Raw genomic sequence first — 20,522 nt, 5'->3', positions numbered from 1 at the left:
CGGTTGTTGCGGTCTCCAATTTTGAGATCGGTTTAGGGGTGAGTTTGAGGACCGACCCAATGAGGGTCGCAGAGATCTCATCGTTTAATTTGATCCCTATCGGTCTCGGATCTTTTTCTTCGATCAGTGTCGTTCAACCGTTCGTGAAGACTCATCAGGACAAAATCAGTGATTCAGATCGAGTTAGCTGGCGATGCTTTGTGAGGTACTGAATCTTTATGATCAATCAGGTAGTACACTGTCAGCGATATTAACTGTCGCTTCACGGCCGACGGATTATCTCGGAAGTCGAAATTAGCCCAGAAGATTCGACAGCGAGAGGCCGATAAAGAAGACGATCACGACCTCGTTGACGATCCAGGAGTTGGTCTCCATCCAGGACCGGGTTTTCGGGAGGAACGTCTCGGCGCGCTCGCCGAACGCCAGCAGGACGAGCGCGGGGAGTGCCAAAACGAAAAGCGTGAGAAACACGAACGGAAGGGCTTCGACCCACCGAGCCCCGGTCGCGGCGAGATAGGAGCCGACAGTGATTGAGGTGAGAACGTCGGTCGGGAAAAATCCAAGCAGGAGAAAGCCGAGTCGGAAGGAAAATCGCGGGCTGGCGGTTTCGAGTTTGCCCATCCATTCGGGTGGCTCGGCCTCCTCCCTCGTTCGATAGGTGTCGATCATCGCAGCAAGCAAGACGACCAGGATGATCACGCTGAGCGTGGTGTTCGACCCGCCCTGTCCGACCGTGCCGATGCCGAGGATGTAGGCGACGGTGATGACGAGCGTGATCGAGAGTCCCGCCCCGGCGACGAACGCCGTGGAGTTGCGCCGCCACTGCTGGCTGGTCGCCAGAAAGATCGCGCTCAAGATCTGGGGTCCGGCGACCATGACCACCACCAGCGGCAGGACTTCGAGCAAACTCGGAGCGATAGGAGTATCCTGTGCATAGCAGGTCCTAAACCTTTGTCAGGCCCGCGAATCTGTTTGGATAGAACATCCTGAGAGACACTCAGAGCCAGCCGCGAAAAACCACTTTTCACAGCCCGTGGAACCTCGGAGTGGAGGCCCCAATGAAGAAACTCATCGTTCTGGCATTCGACAACGAGAACGATGCGCTCGAAGTGCGTGACAAGCTCTTCGAGCTACAGAAACAGGGACTGATCCAGATGGAAGACGCCGCCGTGGTCGTCCGCAACGAGCAGGGCAAAACTGACGTCAAACAGGCCCAGAGTCTCGTCGGTGCGGGTGCCCTCGGCGGGAAGTTCGCCGACATCGGCATCGATGACGACTTCATCAAGGAGGTCGGCGAGGAGATCGACCCCGGCGAGTCCGCACTATTCATGCTGGCGACCGACGCCCAGACCGAACGGGTCATCGAGGAGCTCGAACCGTACGATCCCCGGCTCCTGGAGACGAATCTCTCGACTGAAGACGAAGAAAAACTTCGCGAGGAGTTCGCCGCCGACGGCCTGCGCGCCTAACTGCACCGAACCCATAGCTGGCCCTTTTCAAAATCGTCGTGAACGTGTGGCAGGATAAGAATAAACAGCACCATAACAGCAGTGATCGAGTTATATGGTAAACCGATTGAGCCGATTTAGATTTACAGGATACTGCACGGAATCGACCGGTGTCGATATATTATCCAGTGGCCGCACAAACTGATTACTAATTATACAAACACCGTGTAGCACCGGGTACTACATCATATAGATTAATGTGCTGGCTCTTCAGCAGGTGCGAGCATATCGTCAATTTGCAAGATGAGGATGTTGTTAGAGTCGTCTCTGGCATCTAAGGTCCCCGTGATTCGGAGTTTTGACAGCGGCGTCGGGCCGACGATTATCTCGTCGCCTTCGTGGAAATCGCGTACTGATCCCTGTAAGTGAATCTCGGCGCGGCAGAGTTCCGGATGGTGAACGCTCGAAAGGTCGATGCTCTCAACGTTGGCATTGTCGACTAGTTCGTCGTTATGGACCAGCGGCACTGCGGCGGCTTCGTCCATCTGGTCGACATCCAGCGCCTCGTAAGCGTTGGCGGTTGGTTTGTATCCGCCTTTCGGGCCGGGGACACCCTCAACCAACTGGAGGGCCTTTAGGCTCTGCATCTGGTTGCGGATCGTTCCAGGGTTGCGATTCACCTCCTCGGCGATCTGTTCGCCTTTAACAGTGTCTTCTGCCTGACGGTGGAGGTTTGTGAGTACGGTAAGTATTGACTTCTGACTCGGTGTGAGTTCAATTGACGACATAAATTATATCAATAATCGACCGTGTATAAACCCGGTGATAAATAAAGTTACCATACGGCAAATCGAGTTGTTATACAATCCGAGTAAGCTCGGATCGGAGACGATAGCAGAAGCCATACCGCATCTGTTCAATCCAGTGAATAAGGCAGTCTATCGTCTGCTACGTTGGTGAGAACACGATCGTGATGGCTGCGCAAACACACCTGATTTCACGAGCTTTTCGGGCGATAGCTCTTAGTACTACACGACGTAGTACTATGTATGAGCACTGAGGACGATAATGAGAATAAGATAACCCGAATAACTCGGAAGGGGCAGGTCACGATTCCGAAGCCGCTCCGAGACGAATTTGGCCTTGAAGAGGGTGACAAAATCCACTGGGAAAAAACCGGAGACGGGATACGGGTTAGGAAGGCAACCCGGTCAGCAGGTCGTGGGATGCTCGTCGATGATACCGTCACCGATGAAAAGCGTGAAGAGATGGCTGAGGAAATGGAAGCCGATATACGCGAAATGCGGCGGACTGAGTGGCAGCCGTGACCCGGTATACTGCCGACGGCGTGGCGATGGCACGATACCTCGTCGATCAACTCCCGCCTGCTGCTGACGAAATATTCGCGCGGGCCGAACAGGGCATCGACGTGATCGAAGCACCGACAGTAGCGGTGAGTGAGGCGATCTGGACAGCAGCTAAGAAAGGAAAAATTGCTGGTGTTGAAGTTGAGACAACCCCGAACGCTGTTTTGCGTGGATTGGTGAATGACGGCCCCATTCAGGTATCACCGGCCAACGAGCAAGATCTCGCAGTATATGGGAGTTTAATCGACCACCACTCGCTGCACGATGCCCTAATAATAGCGAACCACCGAGTACGAGGCACTGAGGCGATCCTTACGAAAGATAAAGAATTCGGTAATGAAGCCACTGTCTGGCGATGAATTAATTTCGGTTGCTACGGCAGCCGAGGGGGATCTCTTCTCCGCACTACCTTAGCCGATAAGCCGCTGTATCGACTATCGAGAGAATGATATACTGAGGTTGTAATTCACCCGCTTGTGCTGGACACAGACTGCACGCAACTCCCGTCACACTACAGGCGGTAGGAGAGAGACTGGAAACCTCGTAGCACTCAATACTCAGTAAACCAGTCGGGCGCACCGGTATATTCGGCCCAACAACGCTTGTGGCACGCCTCACCGCGAGCGTTCGGGATGGCTCGTCGAGGTCGACCATCTCCCCGCAGAGATCGCACTCGGCGCGGTGCCCCATCTGTCGGGTCTCGACATCGAGATCCTTCACCTCGATGTAGAGCTCGTGGAGCGAACGAGGCGTCAGCCGGACGAGAACTTTCTCCCGATCCTCTGGATCTCGTTTCTCCGGGCAGTACGTCAGTATCCAATCTTGCCCCTCCTCGCCGTCGCCTCCAGGACCCAACGTGATTGTCTGGGCAAGTTCGTCGGGGACGTAGTGCCATTCGTTGTCCCTGAACCGGGGGTAATGACCCGAAGGACGGGGGTTCTCCGGGTCGATATCGTTGTCGTCAGTCATACTCTGATAATGTGATCATACACTTGCTCAGTGGTCTGGATGCTTCGGTGTCGCAGTCGGTTCCGCACATCGTACAGTGTGTTACCCTCCTCGGCGTTCATCATCCGATACGCGACACTATGGCGGAGTGCATGGGGCGTCACGTCACCCGACTCGCCACGGGTGCCGTTGAGGAGGTACGGCTCGACGCCCGCCTTCTCGGCGACCTTCGAGATCGCATCCCGAACGCCCTGAGTAGTGATCCGGTCGCTCGACCGCGAGGGGAACAGCGCTGGCGAGTCCTTCCACCTGCTATTCAGGTACGACGACAGCAACCGTGTAACGTCTGAGGCCAGCTCCAACGTCGCCGGTGCGGGTTCATTGTCGTTCGGGTAGTCCTTCTGGATCTCTGTCGGTAGATACAGGGCGCTGTTGCCCTCCCTGAGCATATCTACGTCGACTGCGACCAATTCGCCGACCCGAAGGCCCGTATCGTACATGAGGGCGATGATCGCCTCATTGCGCTGCTGTAGATAGTCGGCACCAGTCGAGTAACACGCCGAACGGAGATCGTCGACCTGGTCGGGAGTGAGCCACACTTTTGCGCGAACTTTGGAATCTAGATTTTGAGCCATTTGGTCAAGCTCTCTTTATATACTATCCTTTGTCTACAGCCACTTAACTTTGGAGTCTGTGAATAGACTCCAAAGTTCGGTGAAGCAATCACCGAGAGAAGGAGAACAGAAGGGAAATACAAGAGAATCATGAATCGATCAACTAAGCAGATTGCTATACTTAGAGTCCGAGTCTGTCACCAGCATCCGCGCGAACGTAGTGAGCGCGGTTCTCCGAGGGCGAGGCCAACGGCCGAGCCCTCGGCTTTTTTCATCGAAGTTTTTGCGCCGAGCGGTTCGCGGAGCGAACCCGAGGCGGAAAAAGTTCGGCGCTCGCAGTCTTGCAGACAGGATTGAGAAAAGAATGGTTCTCCGTAGCTGCTACCTGCCCCCGGCGTCCAGGAGAGAGTAGCCCAGAATATTCTAATCGCCCGCTTAAGTGGCTGGGAGAAGTATCCCATACCAAATTTCAGAAATGCCACCAGAAGGCCACCCATCGCTCCCAGGATGGATCGAAGATACGTACTTCCCTCTTGAGCGGTATCTCTGCAACCAGTCGGATCAAGACTCCGTTACACATCAACAGGCTACTGACCTCATCGCTGAGGCCAATCCAGATCTTAGAGATGCCGATATCGACCACGCCCTGAGTTATCTACTTGACCACGGCTGGCTCTACGAAGTCGACGGGCAGCTGTTCGTCACTGAATTTCACGAGTCAGAATCGGAGTAACCGAACCAGGTGGCATAGGGTATAGAAAGTCCTGTTTGAATACGGAGCGCTGTGTCTCCTAGGAAGATTACTGCTCGATGTTCTAATTTGAAGCCGCAGAGTCGGCTCTATCGAGATGTTCGATCACGTGTCCAAACGCAACTGTCTCTCGGACCGTTTCGATTTGAATCCGAACCCGCTGTCCTTTCTCGGTCTCAGGGACGATTACGATGAATCCACGCTCCACACGAGCAAGACCATCTCCCTGATCTCCTAACTCAGAGATCCCGACAACCCGAGTTTCGCCCTTGCTTACGGGTGGCTGATCGGCCTCCGGTTGGTGATCGCGGTCATTACTCGATTCAGAGGAACTTGGTTGTGAAGGCTTCTCAGAGGTTCCGACGAGTGCAACTTGGTAATCTTCAGTAGGGTCGACGTAGCCAACATCAACTTCCTGTTTGGGTACTTCAAGAACGTACGATTGGCCGTGTTCTTCAACTTCAGCTGTAAACAGACAGGTGAGTTCTTCGGAGATATCCATTGAGAGCTCTTAGTGAGCACTGAGATAACGAGAAACTTGAGACTGTCGAGAGACGCAATCTCCCGGATCAACTCACAACGTATTCAGCAACAGACCGGTGCTCACATACCGGACACACTGTCGTTCCAGACTCTACCTCCGACCCACATCTCCGGCACTCCAGGTAAGTCTGGTCCCGACGACCTCTAAACAACGTGCTGAGTTGTGGCAACTTCATATCTTTCTGTGAGACCCCAACACATAATAAAGGCCCATAATTATTCATGCTACTGTCATCTGTTACGTAGTGAACTCACTAATTAGTTCATACAAAATGTACCTCAAAACCCTTGAAACCTACACAAAGTGGAATGTAGGTTACGGCTCTATCATGGGTTGGCCCCCATTGACGCTCCGGCCCTCCAAGACGGAACGCACCTGAAAATATTCGCTCCTCAAACAATAATGTTTGGTACTACTACACAAGAATACAACAGGATACAGCCGACACTAGCATTTTGCCTCGCGAAGCTAACGTATTCATATGCCGTTCTCAGGTATTTGGCACGCAATTCTCGACGAACTCGACGAGGTACCACCTGATGGGACCTTCCGGACGCCGCTCTCTGACAAACCGTTCCGTCTCGAAGACGTACAGGAACACCGCGTCCTCATTGCTTATCGTGAGCAGGAGACGACTATCCCACTCAAACGTGAGCAGTTCGAAACCCTCTACGATCGCGTCTCTGATACCCCACAGCCCTTTGATCTCGATCGCCTCCCTGCTGATGCCGAACCCTACGCTACTTTTTCTGTGCATCCACGCTTCGAGATCGACCAACGCGAGGGCATCCTGAAAAACACTGATACTCCGACCCCTTCCTCGCTTGTCGACGCTTCGCTCTCTGTGGATACCCAAGATCCCGAACCCACGCGTGAGGAACCCGATCTCCCACTCTACTCCGACTCGTTGCTCCTAATTGATGCACTCGAACGCTACGAGCCGACTGACCTCGAAACGATGGAGACCGCTGAGCTGGTCAATCTCTATACGCTCTGTTCGGATGTCCAACGCAATGCTGATGACCTCCGTCAAAACGTTCGCTCGCTTCTCTTAGATCGCCTCCACCACGACCAACCCGTCCACGGCCAGTACGGCTCTGTCCAGCGCACCAGTCGACGCAATCGAACTCTCAAAGACGACCAGACAGTCCTCGAGAAACTCGAAGACCAAGGCATCGACCGCGAACGTGTCACCACTGTCGACACCTCCAAAGTCGATGAGGCACTCGAAGTGACTGACCTCTCGGAGTCGGACCTCTACGAGATCGACGAAAGCCAGTACGTCCGCAAAGCCGATGTCGACGAGGAGGTCAAAGAATCTCGACTCCAGGGACTCAAAGACCAACTCGCGGCTACTGAGAGCCCAGAGACAGACCAACTACAGCAGGAAATCGAAGATCTCGAAGCTCGGATCGACGAACTCACCAGTTTTACATCTGCAAGCGAAGTCGACTGAAAACCCTCTCAGCAAGGAGGGTGAACATGAGAAGACAAGACCACAATCCGTTGATGGGGACGGATTGAGTCTATCCTGCAGAGTCGACCTAAGCCGGGTACAGGGGGTAAGGCAGTACTCTATGCCACTACTGTCTGATGGGTCGACAATGGCTCCGAACACCAGCGTCGACCCTCACTATAGCCGTAATTCAGATCGACACCACCTTGACACTCATTATCATGCAAATAAGGATACTACCATATAAATCTTTCAGTGAACTTCATAAAGTCAGTAGATATACGCTTATCATAAATAGAATAACGATTATTTAGCTTAGGGCTGTACATTCTAGATTCAAATAATACAAATAGCAAATAGATAGCTCAAATTGAGGATCAGATGCTGGTGAGATATCTAGGAGGTCGAAAAGCCCGGAGGTGGTGAAAGGGTCCGGGACGGCGGGATACCCCAGAGGTGGTCGATCCATGAGAACCAGTGGATCAACCATCTGCTACTAGTCTATTTTCTAAGTAAAAATTATTGGTCAAAGGCAATTACAACAAAATTCACAGAGAGAAATGCTACTCGTGAGTGTTACTCGACGCTCTCAGGCTCTGTCGTGCCTGATTTTCGGATGTAGAGCGTAGCCATAATCGCCGCCATTGTAACAACCATCAGGAATTTCTTTCGTCCCATACCTTGATTTCCGTCCGGATTCACTAATCACAATTGCTAGGTCGACACGGATACTCACCGAGGCTCTGTTGTGAGTCCGCGACCGACCCCGGCAACTGTCCAATCTGAACCGCAGTCTCCGAGGCTGTCGCAGCTTCACGTTCAGATCTCGTCTTGATCTGCATACGCCCCCCAGAGGAACGCCCACCACCGTGACAACCGACGATGCCTCCCAAACAACGCTTCTATATCGTCGTCTGGAGCTATCGGACACAACCCACTCATGTATACTTCTTCTAACTCGGGTAGATCATAGTGTGTTATATAGTGGCACATCACCCGACTCCCTACATCACGGGCGAACTCTGCATCGATGATCGCAGTATCTGGCTCTGGTTCTCCAAACGGCTCTTCGTGATGACTCTGGGGGCTCCACCACGGCTCTAAGTGGGCTACCCACCGTCGTCGACCCTCGGATTCAGTCGGCTCGATGATGTCCCACGCCGCTAGCTCGTTGATATACCGGTCGTAGCTACTCCCAGAGATTCCAGCAGCCTCGATGATTTCGGAGCGTCCCATCGGTTCATCTGCATTGACCAATGTTTTCAGCAGTTTCGTCGCTGTCGGCGGCAGGTCAGGTAGTAACATGTTTTCAGCAGTTTCGTCGCTGTCGGCGGCAGGTCAGGTAGTAACCGCTCTGCTGGCAGTTGTGACAGCCCGTAGGTGATATCTCGAATACTGATGAAATCGAAACTCTGAGTCGACCGAGCAATATGCAACATTGCCTCAGCGATATCCGATGGACACGCCCGGTGTGGCCGATCAGCAGTCCCTAAAACCCGGAGGAACAGCCGAACCAACCGCTCCAAGTCGTGGTTTCGCTCGTTGGAATCTTCTACTAAGCACAAAGTTAGTTGCTTTCGTCTTCCAACACGATGGCTCTCGCAACAAGAAATCGCTGCAGAGTCACTCCTCTCAGAACGGACTGTCCACCTCGGTCTCAATGAGTTATATCGAGTCGACGCCGTTGATCGAGAATATCGCTGCAAGACGCTTGAAAACGCCTCTGCACGCTTACTGTGCTTACTGTGGAGTCGATCTCTGAAAGTAGTGGATGATTGCTACTGATGACCTTACATTTGTCTGCTCCACGTCAACGGTACATAGAGAACAGCGGACATGGTGGTGTTCCAAGCGTTTTGTATCAATTTAACAACGGACAGAGTGGTGTACAACTGTGTATCAGCTATTATTATTATCTATCACACACCACCATGTTATCTATCACACACCACCATGTCCGCCGTAATTCAGATGAGAAGCCTGCCGATTCAAAGAACGGCGGACATAGTGGTGTATTGTTCATCAAAAGAAATGGTAGTGCGATTTAGAGAATACCGAGCTCGGCATTCTTTGTGGCACATTAGTCGATCTACCTGAATTCAAATGTTCTGATGAGGGGTCAAACACTCTCCCCCCACTTTGTCCGCTGTTCCGTATGAAATATTCTATAATAGAGAGGAACGACGATGAGCAGACAGCACCTCTGTTTACCATTATCGCAAATAGAGATACCTAAGACGGTCTCTTACCGTGAATGTGGTAGTACCTACACATATTCACGTTGGTGAGATCTACTGCGGACTAGTACAGACAAGAGTAGTATAAATCTTTCTTTCTCAAGAAGACCATTTGAGCTGTAGAGCCTGTCTACCCTTTCCGTGGTTGAAGAACAGCGGACAAAGTGGTGGGGGTGTGACTGTGCTTTATTTAAATACCCTCAGAACAGCGGAAACTCCGGACGCAGTGGTTTTATAAAGAATGCGTGTCTACTGCTGCACAATCAGACTACGTCCATGGGAATCTTCGAACGAGATACAGACATCTACCGTGACCGAGACGCCCTTCGCGAAGATTATCAGCCGGAAGAACTCGTCGGTCGAGACGAGGAACTCCGAGCTTATCAGACTGCACTTCAACCCGTGATCAACGCCGAACAACCGAACAATATCTTCCTCTACGGTAAAACAGGAGTCGGGAAGACTGCCGCAACACGGTATCTCTTGTCTCACCTCAAAGAGGACGTTAAACAGTACGAAGACATCGATTTTAACCTCGTTTTCCTGAACTGCGACGGATTGATTTCCTCGTACCAAATCGCGACACGGCTCGTCAACGAACTTCGTGACGATACGAATCAGATCAGTACCACCGGATATCCACGTTCGAGCGTTTACGAGATGTTGTGGGAGGAACTTGACGAGCTCGGTGGCACCGTTCTTGTCGTACTTGATGAAGTTGACCATGTCCAGGACGATTCGATCCTGTATCAGCTCCCACGCGCTCGGGCAAATGGGAATCTCTCGTCGACAAAGATAGGAATCATTGGGATTTCCAATGATTTCTCCTTCCGTGACGATCTTTCGCCGAAAGTCAAAAGTTCCCTTTGCGAACAGGAGATTCATTTCCCCGCCTACGACGCAGATGACCTACAGAAGATACTCACCCAGCGAGCTAGGGTTGCCTTCTACGATGATGTCCTCGACGATGCTGTCATCCCACTCTGTGCAGCATACGGTGCGAAAGATGCCGGAGACGCCAGACAGTCAATCGATCTGCTCATGAAGACCGGTGACATAGCTCGCGATGATAACAGCGAAATCGTTACTGAGGAGCACGTGGAACGAGGTCGGCGTAATCTTGAACGCGGTCGTATCGAGGAGGGCATTAATGGTCTCACCCAGCATGGCCACCTCGTCTTGTATGCATTGTTAACGCTCGATCTCGAACAGGAGACACCGGTTCGCTCGCGGGACATCCGGCCACGGTACTCTTTATTTGCGGAACGGGCGGGACGTGATCCACTCGTACCACGCCGAATGCGTGATCACCTATCGGAGCTTGCGATGCTTGGACTGATCTCGGTCACCGAACGAAACGAAGGGCGCCGTGGAGGAACGTACCGTGAATACGACATGGACATGAGTCCAGAACTGATTCTCAGCGCGTTAGATGACGTTCTCAATGATGTTGGTGTTCACGAATCGGTGAAGCAGCACCTCATTTCGGATACTGAATCCGAAGAAACGACCGCGTTAACCGATTTCTCTTAGGCAAAACAGGCTACATCGTTATTACCTGCTACCCCTCCGTGTCCGCTGTTCTAATTCCCCCTTCGCGCACCATTTTACCACACTCGAACACCACTCTGTCCGGAGTAAATCTTGGAATGAAGCTCTCTACTCCGTATTCTACTAGGGTAAGTTAATCGATATTTGAGTACACCACACTGTCCGCTGTTCTGGTGTTCACTTCGCACATGGTGTGTGTTCTCCCGGGATGCCGATAGTTCTCGATCTACTCGTCGGGATTGACTGGTGATTTATATTTGGACTTGATTTTGTCTCCCTCCCTCCACTGCCAATAGTAGTAGCGATTGTCGTTGATTTCTTTGATTGTGATCGTCGCCTTTGCTGGGACATCATCTGGGAGGTCATTGGTTCGCTCCTCAATGTCAGCTTCATCTGCCTCTTCCTGGAGACGAGCTTCGCGCTCCTTGTGTTCGGCCAACGATTCGGCGTAGCGGGCAACGTCCCGAAGACGTTCCGATGTGGCCTCATTGAGGGTGTCAACGACCTCTATCGAGAGGTTCGTTGGTGGGGTTGGTGGATCGTAGGACATCGATGCGCCTCTGTGTTAACCAACATAGAGCCCTCTGATTATAGGTTTTGTTGGTTAAGTGAACTCGTCGCGCATCGTCCGAATTCCTCGTCGACGGCCTTGATGTAGGAGGATTCCACAGCTCTACATAAGAGAGGGTCGTGTTAACCAACACCAATACCGAGGTAATAGCTTTGTTGGTTAATATATTAGTTTCGTTGTTCATATAGCTCGACTAAGCCAGAGTGTCTCGTTGGTACATCGGATATCAAAAGATGGACTCCTCTTGCCACTGTATCATCGTAACTACGGCGCTCTACGACTCCTTGTCGATAGTTTGGATGGTACGAAGCCAGCCGTCTCAAGGAAGTATCGGTTACTCGCTAGCGGATAAATCGGTACCCTGCACCCCCTTGTTCTGATCAAAAACATCATCAGATCGAGGGATGTGTCTGTTGAGACTATGGATTTGTATTTTCACGGTCCGATTTTCTGTTAATGGCCCTACGATGCTTCTATCACCTGAAAACAGCATATTCACACATGAACTGAGGGGTGTGATCCCGATTAAAGATCGGTAGATATTGTTATTGGTGTCAAAATAGTTGGGAAATAAATACAAAACCAAATTTTCGTATTGATATTTTGAAGATCAATGTTATCACACTATACCGACCTTGTCTGCTTATGATCCAGGACTTAAAAAGCCGCCAGTGTCATATGAATACTATCTCTGTTGTATATCCTTTTTCTGGATAATTTATGAATTTCCTAAAAAAGTTGCTTGGTAAAAAACACGATGATGAATACGAAGCCCTACGCTTCCATGCTGGGGATTATAATCAACTCAGTAAGGCCAGTAATGAGTTTGACGGGCATCTAACAAGCATTCGACCTTATAGCAAATCGAAAGGGATTGAACACGCAGAAAACCTCATCTCCGTGTTTCACGATCCGAGTGTTACTCGCAGCTGGTGGAAAGAGAAATTCGGATTATCAAAGGAACCACCGCGCTACTCATTTGAGATGTGGTTCTCCGATGGAAAACTCAGATTCGTCGTCCACACCCCAAATAAAGACGAACAAGAAGAGATTCAAAAGCAAATCGGCGGGCTCTACCCTAATGCGGCGATTAGTTCGTCGAATCGGTGTATGCCGAAAATCCCAGAAAAGAGTTACATCACGGGTGGTGAATTCACCCTCCGCGAAAGCAAGTATGCGCCTATTCGGGCCTTCAGTGGCCCAGGTGAATTCGAGGAAGACCCCTACCAAGCGATCACTAGCGAACTTGTTGGCCATCAAAACCAAGCCGTTATGTTTCAAGTTGTCTTCAGTCCCGCACCTGAAGGTTGGACTGATGGACACGGGCCAAGAGACCCGTCTGCGGAGGCTGTTGCCAATGGATTGCGGGAAGGAAGGTTCGTCGACTCATATACAAATCCAAAAGTAGTCGATCCAACCGAAAAGGATAGACGAACCGCTAAACACATCAGCGACCTAGAGGGGACACAAGCGTTCCTCACTACGATTAGGTATTTTGTCTTCGACAAGCAAGCCGAGACAACTGTTCGTCATGCAAAAGGCATCGAAAATGTGTTCACGAGTCTCTACCAGAATGGTGAAGTCAATCAACAGCTGGTCGCGAAAAGATACAACGGCACGGAGGCCAAAGAAAAGTTCATCGAGGCGGCCCACCGCAAACTCGATGATAATGACGTCTTCCTTTCGAAGCAAGAACTCGCTGGGCTTGCCCATTTCCCCAACGACTCAATCAACACTTCAAACGTAGATTTCATCAAGACAGTCGTCGGGGCTTCTGCTCCCGGTGAGTCGACAGTCAAAAACAAAAATGACGCACTCTCTGAAAGGGATGATGAAGTCTATGATTCTGATTTTGCTGAGGTGAGCGAACACCCACCTGTCGATCCCGACTCTGACGAACCACTAAGCACCTATGAAAAGGCAAAGCAAGTTGTTTCTTCGTCTGATGATTCATTTTACCGTGACTCAGTATCTCCCGAGGATTACCCAGAAACAAGTCGTACTGCAGAGGCCAAGAACGCCCATGAAAAGGCTGTGTTTTTGGAGACTTGTGCATCGTACGAGGAGGGGACTCTCGACTTAGAGGCCCTTCGAGAAGATATGCCGAGTCAAGAGGTGTACGATGAGTTGATTCAGATGATGGAGGACCACATCGAAGAATCCTATCTCATCCGTGCGAAAAAACTCGACAAGGCCCGAACAGACTCCGAGGCTACAAACGAGACAGACTGGGGGTGGTCGTCTACATCTTCATCTACATCCACATCTTCGACAGAACTGGGAGAAGCCGACTCCAATGGAGCGACCACCGATGCTCAGTCCGAAGACGAACCCCTTCCCCTTGGAGATGGGAAAGACGATAGTCACCCTGCAGTACATCAGGAAGGAGAGGAGTCTTCAAGCGAAGATCGCACAACAGCTGAGTCAGATAACTTCCCGACGATACCGGGTAAGTACGCAGTCAACTTTGTAGATTCAAACTACAGGCAGACCCGTTCAGAGACTGGAAAGATCCTGAATATGAACTTCACCCAAACAGGGAACGACGGTAATCTCTACATGGGTGAAGACGTACGGAAACTTTTCGTCGAGGACCACGTCGACAATCCGGACGACAATATCTGGTTAGGGTATCAGTCCGGTGGGAACAACCCTATGCGAGAGGTCGGGATCGAAAAGGTGTCCTGGTTCGAGCATATGTCTATGTTCGGGACCACTGGGAAAGGAAAATCGACACTCCAGAAGGTCCTCATCAATCAAATTGTTCGTAAAGGCCACGGCTGTGTCGTGATCGACCCGAAAGGTGACATGGCAAACGAACTCATGCGAGAAATTCCAGACTCCCGTCTGGATGATGTGATCTGGATCGAACCCGGATCAGTCAGACACCAAGATCGAGTGGCTGCAATCAACTTCTTGGAAGCGTCTGTCCCCAAAAGTCACCCACGGTACGATCGTGAAGTCGAATCGATTGTCGGTGACCTTCAGGCCATCCTACGTGCAGAGGGGTATTGGGGTGCGAAAATGGCGGGGATCACGAAAAATATCACACGAGCTATGGTCCGGTCAGAGAACCCATACACTCTCTATGACATGTACAACGTCCTCGCTCGTGAAGAAAAAAGATGGAATTTCGCTAAGTCCCTCGAGCGCGAAGGCGTCGAACTGAATGAGACCGAAACAGGGAGTATCCTTTCTGACATCCAGCAGTATTCGCGCCGCATTGCTGAAATGGACGAAGATGAAGTCGACCCAGTTGTTCGACGACTGCAAGACTGGGCCGAATCGCCCATCTCTAAGGAGATCGTTTCACACCGGCATAGCTCTATCAATATCAACGATGCCGTTGAGGATAGCAAAATCATCATGGTTCGGAATACCGTTGCAAATGAAGAGGTCAAACGTGTTATTTCGACCGCGATCATGCGACGAGTCTGGGTGACTATTCAGGCCCGATCGGATGAATATGAAGAAGAAGAGGTCGAACATGAACCATATTTCGCCGTCATCGACGAATTCGACGACATCGTGTCTGATGACATGAACATCGAAAAGATGCTCTCGAAGGCGAGGTCTGGAAAGATGAGCGTGTGCCTGGCTTGCCAGAACCCCGGACAGATCAAAAAAGATCACGAAGATGTTCTTGACCAGATCTTCGACAACACAGATACGATGATGACCTTCGGGGTCCGTGGGCCGAAAAGTAGCCGCCTGATCGCCGAACGATTCGGCGATAAAATCGACAAAAACGATATCCAGGGACTGGCAAGATTCCGCCTCATAACTCGGCTGTCGTATGGTGGCGAAAATGGGCCTGAACGAACTGACCCATTGGGCCTGCGTACATTCCCCGACTATCCCCCACTTCGGACAAAAGCCGAAGCAGATCAAGCAATCGACGACAGCCTACAACGCTATGGGGTCGAACCAATGAGCAACCACCCCGGCGAGACAGACCTGCTCATTTCGGGCGGCGGGCTCCAAGAACAGACTGTCGTCGACTTCTTGGAACAGGTCTGGAGTGGCCATCTACGATCAGGTAGAGAGCGTATCGCTGTCGAGGAGGTCACCGACGACTTTGCCGAAGTTGTCGGAACCTCACTCCAAGAGTTCCCCAACGGAATTGGCGTGCCCAAAGAATTGATCGAGGTCCACAATGTCGATCTTGAGAGCGATGACGATGATGATCCGTTCGCCCTCAATGACGATTTCGAAGACGAAGAAGACCGCTCTGAGAAGATCGCCTACGCGACCGACAAGCGAATCCACATCCAAGATGGTCAGGCAGAAGTCTCGATTACAGCAAAAGGAATCGACGCGATTCTCCAACAGGACAGCGGCCGAAGTCAACCAACAGAGACTCACCGAGAGGTAATCCACGGCAGTTTCCGATGGTTCAGTCGACTCGGGTTTAATGTCCAAGTGCCGATCCAACGTGGCTCGGAATCTGTCTGTGATGCACAGGCGTTCTTGCCGATCACCAACGACGAATCGAAAAGTTGGAAAGAGGTTCTACACGACCTCGACCAGTTCGAAGACGAGTTCCCGATTGCTGCTGCGATCTCGAATACATTTGACCTCAACTTAGAAGCCGAGACAACGACGCGAAGAAAGCCAGCCCGGACTATCGAAAACGTCCTTCGGGCAAAGCGTAAGGGCAAAAAAGCAATCCTCGTCGTCGAGGACGGTCGGAGAGACGGCCACGATCGGGCCTACCACGCCAACCGTGTCGAAAACATCATGACCGACCCACCAATGTATCGCGAGGACCGGCTGTTCCCACCAGGAATCGACCCGAACAAGGTCGACGAAGACAACCTCGAGCCGGTCAAGATCCTCTACAACAGAACCGACAAGCTGCAGATCGGAAATCCTGACGAGAACCAAGAGAAGTTTGCACTCATCCCGAAGGGCAAAGAAGCAGTCTGGGTTGATGACGGAACCAAACTCAAACTGTACGACGGCCACGGCCCCACCGCGAACAAGTTTGGCGAGGCCAAATACAGCGAAACGCACTACGGCTCATCAAATGCGTTCGAAGTCTGGGCACGCTACGACAGCTACCAACGCGAGTGGGTGGTCTACCCCGGACAACAGCGGATGCTCCGATACGATACGAAAGAGGAGCTCAAGGAGGATTACCAGTTCGTCCGTGGGCCACTGTACATGGCCGAAGACCAACCACAGCCCGAAGACTGGAGTGTGATGATCCTCCCCGATGCGGAGGCCACCTACAACGACCCCAACGAGAAATCCGACGACAACCGAGAGAAGGTCAGGTACGACCTTGATGTGCAGTTCCCGCCCGAAGAAGTACCGTTCATCTACGAAGACGGCGAAATGCGACCACTCATTCCCGACGAGCATGACCTGTTGACGCCCCCACGGGAGGACGAGACCGCATCAGCCGACGAGGTGGATGAAGATGGTGAACACAGAGCGATAACAGAGATCATGGACTCATTCGAGCAAATTCAACTGGAAGAAGAGACGAAAGAACTCATCGACGGCTACCAGAGACAGTACACGGCTGAAGAACACCAACGACTAGACGAAATCGAGGAGGAATTCGGAGCGAAGAATCCCGCCGATATCGAGCTGTGGATGGACGTCTGGGACCACTGGATTCGGGAGTACGATACCGGGATCGTCGCGGAGTATCTCGCCGATGCCACAATGACCGCAACTGGCCTCACAAGAAAACGAGCACAAGATGCGGTCAACATCGCCAAGGAATTCGACTTCCTGCTCGAAGCGACGGCCGTCGACGAAGGCGACCCACGAATCGACGAGGATACCGAGGTCCTCCGGTTGGTCTTGCCCGAAGAACGCCCAGATCTGTATGTCGAGCCAGCCAAACTCAAGGAGTTTGTCGACCGAGGGTTGTGGGAAGACCTCTGGACAGCCGTACAAGATATATCAGAGCCACTCAAGCCCGCCTATCTTCAGACGATCATCGAGAAACTAACCGATATCGACGGGAAAAGCGACGTTGAGGCCGTCGTTGCGGTCGGGATCATGTGTGGGTCGATTGTCGAGGAAGACGGTCTGTTCTATCTCGCCTCTGAACGGCCTGACGTAATCTGGCTCACCATCTGGGAGAAATCCGAAGCAGAACTCGAATCTCCACTCCATGAAAAGGAGATCAAACTGGGTCTTTCGGTCGAACTGCTGGGAGAGGACACCGATCATGAAGACTACTTCGCCGAGGCACTCGACCACAACGAGCTGTACTCACCCGACGAGATCGGCGACGATCAGTACCTCATCAACGACCCCGCAAGCGACGACGGCCCAGAGATCATCGAACGAGAAGAACCCGACGAGCCTGACGACGACCTCGACGGCGTCGACACCACACCCGAGGATGCAGACACAGCCGACGTTGGACCAGACGCCCACGAGGACGTCGACGCGTCTTCGAGCACTGACACCGATGCCGAGCAAGACGATCAAACTCCTCTCTCACAGGAGGCCGCAGACGCCGCCACAACAGCCGACAGCGAACAGCCGACCGATGGGGCGTCTACGGACCAACTGGACGAAGAGAGCGCTCACACTGTGATGGAAGACGATACTTACACTGAGGCCGACGAGGAGTACGATAGAGAAGACCGAAAAGAAGACGATAGTTCCTACAACTCTACTGGTGCAGAAAAAGTTGGTGGAGTTCCTGACTATGTGGTGTTGGGTGAGGATGCTCCGGCCAGCGATGAAGGAGATCGCGACGAGGACAACGAAGACGCCGATGACGAACTCACTAGATTTCTTACATACGAGAAACCTAGTGATTTGGACGATGATTTCGACGTAGATCGAGATGCAGCCCAACAGTTCGTCGACAAGTTTTGCGAGGTCGATCCCGATGCCGGGAAGAAGCTCAAAGTACACAAATCAACTGTCTTCAATGCGTTCATGCAATGGGCTGAAATCAACTCTATTGAACTCAATGACTTGAGTTCAGATATCTGGATAAATAACCGAAAAGGGAACCTGAATCAAATACTTGAAAAGGAGTATGATATTGGTGTTGGAAAGTACAAGGTGGATGGCGAAAGAGCATATGCCTTCGACTGTATAGCACTATCAGATGATGGACAAGAACTGTACGAGTTGGCATAAGACCTAGTAATCTGTACTGGTATTTTCGAGGTTTGTTTTCTAATTGTTCTGTACTTATTCACTCAATTATGAATTGGAATCATATCCCCGATTTTCACATATCACTATCATCAATCTTGGTAACGTTCGCTTCTTTCCCGAGCTACATTAAATGTTCACAGACATATGGGGCAAGATTCAATCTAGCAGAATGAAGTTGATATCATGTAATTTTAAATGTGAAATAATTTCACTACGCATTCTTTGCTACTGTCTTCTTAGATAGCAATAATCGCAAGATGGAGTGGAGATGTCCATACGGACATGGGGGTGTGGACGCAACATCAGTTATATTCGTGTATTTATTAGGTTGTATAAAAGACAATCGATAGACTGCATGGGGGTGTCCTAACCCCCCTCGGTTAAACGTCTATAAGTAATCAATCTGGTAAATTCTTTGCAAAACATGAAAATAAGCATACTGCGTCGGGGTGTCCATACAGGAACGGGGGTATGGACGGAGTGGGGATGAAGGTGCAGACGGTCTCAAAAGGTCTAATCACTTATTCTGTACGGTGGTTTAATTTCAATGGCTGTAGGTGCAGATTTCTTGGTCTTTATTCCCACCTCAGATCCACCTATTTTCTCGACTTTATTTCACGGAACGTCACCACCCCCCGTCGACACCCTATTTTGACGCTCCGCGTCTAGAATAGAGAGGACACCCCCCTAACGCGGGGTCAAATTTGTGGTTTGCATACACCGTGATTTTCCATCAGGAGTCTGATATAGCATCTGCTTCAATGAGACCAAGCTGTAGCCAGTTGGATTTTCGGTTCAGGTGTGGGTTGCAGATGGGTGGTGGGGTGTGGGACAAGTCCCCCGAGCGGCTCGTCGAGGTCGGTGATCGCCAGTCAGTTTGGAAGCAGCCCAACAGCAACTCGAGGACAGCCACTACTGGTCGGCGACGGGCGACGGCCGGATTTCCATTCAGGGTTGTCCCAACAGGGGTGGGATGCCACAGCATTAGAGACTCATACCGTCTCCAGAAACTGATAGGTTTGTTCGCAACCGGCGATGATCGTCCTGATCAGTCGGCTGGTCTTTCCTACACAGATTGGGTGTCGAAGTGCCCTCGACGGCTGCACAGATCGGCGGCGATCTCGGAACGGCCCGACAGTTTGCGAACAGCGAATCGAGACGTGGCCACGACGGGGCTCACAGCGAGACGAGCTCCGGTCGGTGACGACAGCCATCAGCGCCGCCTGCAAGCCGGGGTAGTCAGTGGCGACTCACCGCGCCAACACAGCGTGTGAATCGGTCGCTACGGGACGTGTGTCGAGTAGCCCTTCGAGTGTGGACTTCTCTGAAATCAGAGAGATCCAATTGGGCGGTGGATCGCCAAGACGTCCGACGAGTGGGCGGCCCTTGATGGCCCGTTCGGTTTGACCGCAGCGCCCGTCACGCGGAGGGTGTTCGGTTGGGTGATGACACACCGCCGGGAGCCCTCGACTGAGCCGGCGGTCTCGACGACGAATCAGCACCGCTGATCGGCCGGGGTAGTCGACCGATTCGACGCTGTTGTTTGTGGTCGCAAAATCCAGCGTCCAGGATGGCTCGTAAAACGCGGCCAGTTGGCAATCGGAATCGTCATCATTTCTTTGTCGACAGCGACCGCTGGGCTGAGACAGTTAACGGGTACTTTGAAGATTGGTTTCTGGATTATAACGAATGGAGCAGTAATGTCTAATCAGAACCTTAACCAACAGTTTAAATTAATTTGCCAGTACTGTTGGTTAAGATGGCACGCTCTTGTGTAGAGCTGCGGAAAGTCCCTATAGCTACGGTCTGTGGCCCCAAATGAGGAGATATGCCCTCCTCAGATCCAGCCTTCGGCCGGATGCTTCGCCAGCTCGTCGATCTTGGTGTACTCA

Annotated in this window: 13 protein-coding genes and 1 pseudogene; 7 read left to right on the top strand and 7 right to left on the bottom strand. The window is 51.7% G+C overall.

The features are described 5' to 3' along the window. Window positions 1-294: 294 nt before the first annotated feature. Window positions 295-918: a GAP family protein gene (locus tag NO877_RS18915; RefSeq protein WP_379827704.1), complete on the bottom strand. Its 624-nt coding sequence runs from the start codon at window positions 916-918 to the stop codon at window positions 295-297. Window positions 919-1,058: 140 nt separating this feature from the next. Here NO877_RS18915 and NO877_RS18910 point away from each other — a divergent pair, with 140 nt between their 5' ends. Next, on the top strand, window positions 1,059-1,469 hold the full coding sequence (locus NO877_RS18910) for a DUF1269 domain-containing protein (RefSeq protein WP_256397857.1): 411 nt from the start codon (window positions 1,059-1,061) through the stop codon (window positions 1,467-1,469). Window positions 1,470-1,702: 233 nt separating this feature from the next. Here NO877_RS18910 and NO877_RS18905 read toward each other — a convergent pair whose 3' ends face one another. Then, complete coding sequence (locus NO877_RS18905) at window positions 1,703-2,236, bottom strand: Rrf2 family transcriptional regulator (RefSeq protein WP_256397856.1); 534 nt, start codon at window positions 2,234-2,236, stop codon at window positions 1,703-1,705. 261 nt (window positions 2,237-2,497) lie between these two features. Here NO877_RS18905 and NO877_RS18900 point away from each other — a divergent pair, with 261 nt between their 5' ends. Both NO877_RS18900 and NO877_RS18895 read left to right on the top strand, forming a co-directional pair. Further along, entirely contained in the window at window positions 2,498-2,776 is a 279-nt protein-coding gene (locus tag NO877_RS18900) for an AbrB/MazE/SpoVT family DNA-binding domain-containing protein (RefSeq protein WP_256397855.1), read from the top strand. Continuing rightward, on the top strand, window positions 2,773-3,174 hold the full coding sequence (locus NO877_RS18895; RefSeq protein ID WP_379827696.1) for a hypothetical protein: 402 nt from the start codon (window positions 2,773-2,775) through the stop codon (window positions 3,172-3,174). Before NO877_RS18900 ends, NO877_RS18895 begins: the two co-directional genes overlap by 4 nt. 191 nt (window positions 3,175-3,365) lie before the next feature. Here the strand turns inward: NO877_RS18895 and NO877_RS18890 are convergent. Next, window positions 3,366-3,784: pseudogene (locus tag NO877_RS18890) on the bottom strand (DUF8161 domain-containing protein). Then, window positions 3,781-4,398: a tyrosine-type recombinase/integrase gene (locus NO877_RS18885; protein ID WP_256397853.1), complete on the bottom strand. Its 618-nt coding sequence runs from the start codon at window positions 4,396-4,398 to the stop codon at window positions 3,781-3,783. The pseudogene NO877_RS18890 and the gene NO877_RS18885 overlap by 4 nt, the downstream one beginning before the upstream one ends. A 454-nt stretch (window positions 4,399-4,852) precedes the next feature. Between NO877_RS18885 and NO877_RS18880 the strand changes: the two genes are divergently transcribed. Then, window positions 4,853-5,110, top strand: coding sequence for a hypothetical protein (locus NO877_RS18880; RefSeq protein WP_256397852.1), 258 nt, complete (start codon window positions 4,853-4,855; stop codon window positions 5,108-5,110). Window positions 5,111-5,192: 82 nt separating this feature from the next. Here NO877_RS18880 and NO877_RS18875 read toward each other — a convergent pair whose 3' ends face one another. Continuing rightward, window positions 5,193-5,630, bottom strand: a complete 438-nt coding sequence (locus NO877_RS18875; RefSeq protein ID WP_256397851.1) for a TRAM domain-containing protein — start codon at window positions 5,628-5,630, stop codon at window positions 5,193-5,195. 523 nt (window positions 5,631-6,153) lie between these two features. Here NO877_RS18875 and NO877_RS18870 point away from each other — a divergent pair. Continuing rightward, complete coding sequence (locus NO877_RS18870) at window positions 6,154-7,128, top strand: DUF7983 family protein (protein WP_256397850.1); 975 nt, start codon at window positions 6,154-6,156, stop codon at window positions 7,126-7,128. Between the two features lie 819 nt (window positions 7,129-7,947). Here the strand turns inward: NO877_RS18870 and NO877_RS18865 are convergent. Next, a complete protein-coding gene (locus tag NO877_RS18865) occupies window positions 7,948-8,364 on the bottom strand; it encodes a hypothetical protein (RefSeq protein ID WP_256397849.1) in 417 nt (138 codons plus the stop codon). Between the two features lie 1,277 nt (window positions 8,365-9,641). Here NO877_RS18865 and NO877_RS18860 point away from each other — a divergent pair. Then, window positions 9,642-10,898, top strand: a complete 1,257-nt coding sequence (locus NO877_RS18860) for an orc1/cdc6 family replication initiation protein (protein WP_256397848.1) — start codon at window positions 9,642-9,644, stop codon at window positions 10,896-10,898. A gap of 244 nt (window positions 10,899-11,142) precedes the next feature. Here the strand turns inward: NO877_RS18860 and NO877_RS18855 are convergent, their stop codons facing one another. After that, window positions 11,143-11,466: a DUF6788 family protein gene (locus tag NO877_RS18855; RefSeq protein WP_256397847.1), complete on the bottom strand. Its 324-nt coding sequence runs from the start codon at window positions 11,464-11,466 to the stop codon at window positions 11,143-11,145. Between the two features lie 741 nt (window positions 11,467-12,207). On the opposite strand from NO877_RS18855, the gene NO877_RS18850 reads away from it, so the two are divergent. Next, window positions 12,208-18,609, top strand: coding sequence for a type IV secretory system conjugative DNA transfer family protein (locus tag NO877_RS18850; RefSeq protein WP_256397846.1), 6,402 nt, complete (start codon window positions 12,208-12,210; stop codon window positions 18,607-18,609). The last annotated feature ends 1,913 nt before the right edge of the window (window positions 18,610-20,522 follow it).

The organism is Halohasta litorea, assembly GCF_024494645.1.
Taxonomy (GTDB): domain Archaea; phylum Halobacteriota; class Halobacteria; order Halobacteriales; family Haloferacaceae; genus Halohasta; species Halohasta litorea.
This window is presented reverse-complemented; position numbering and strand designations above follow the sequence as displayed.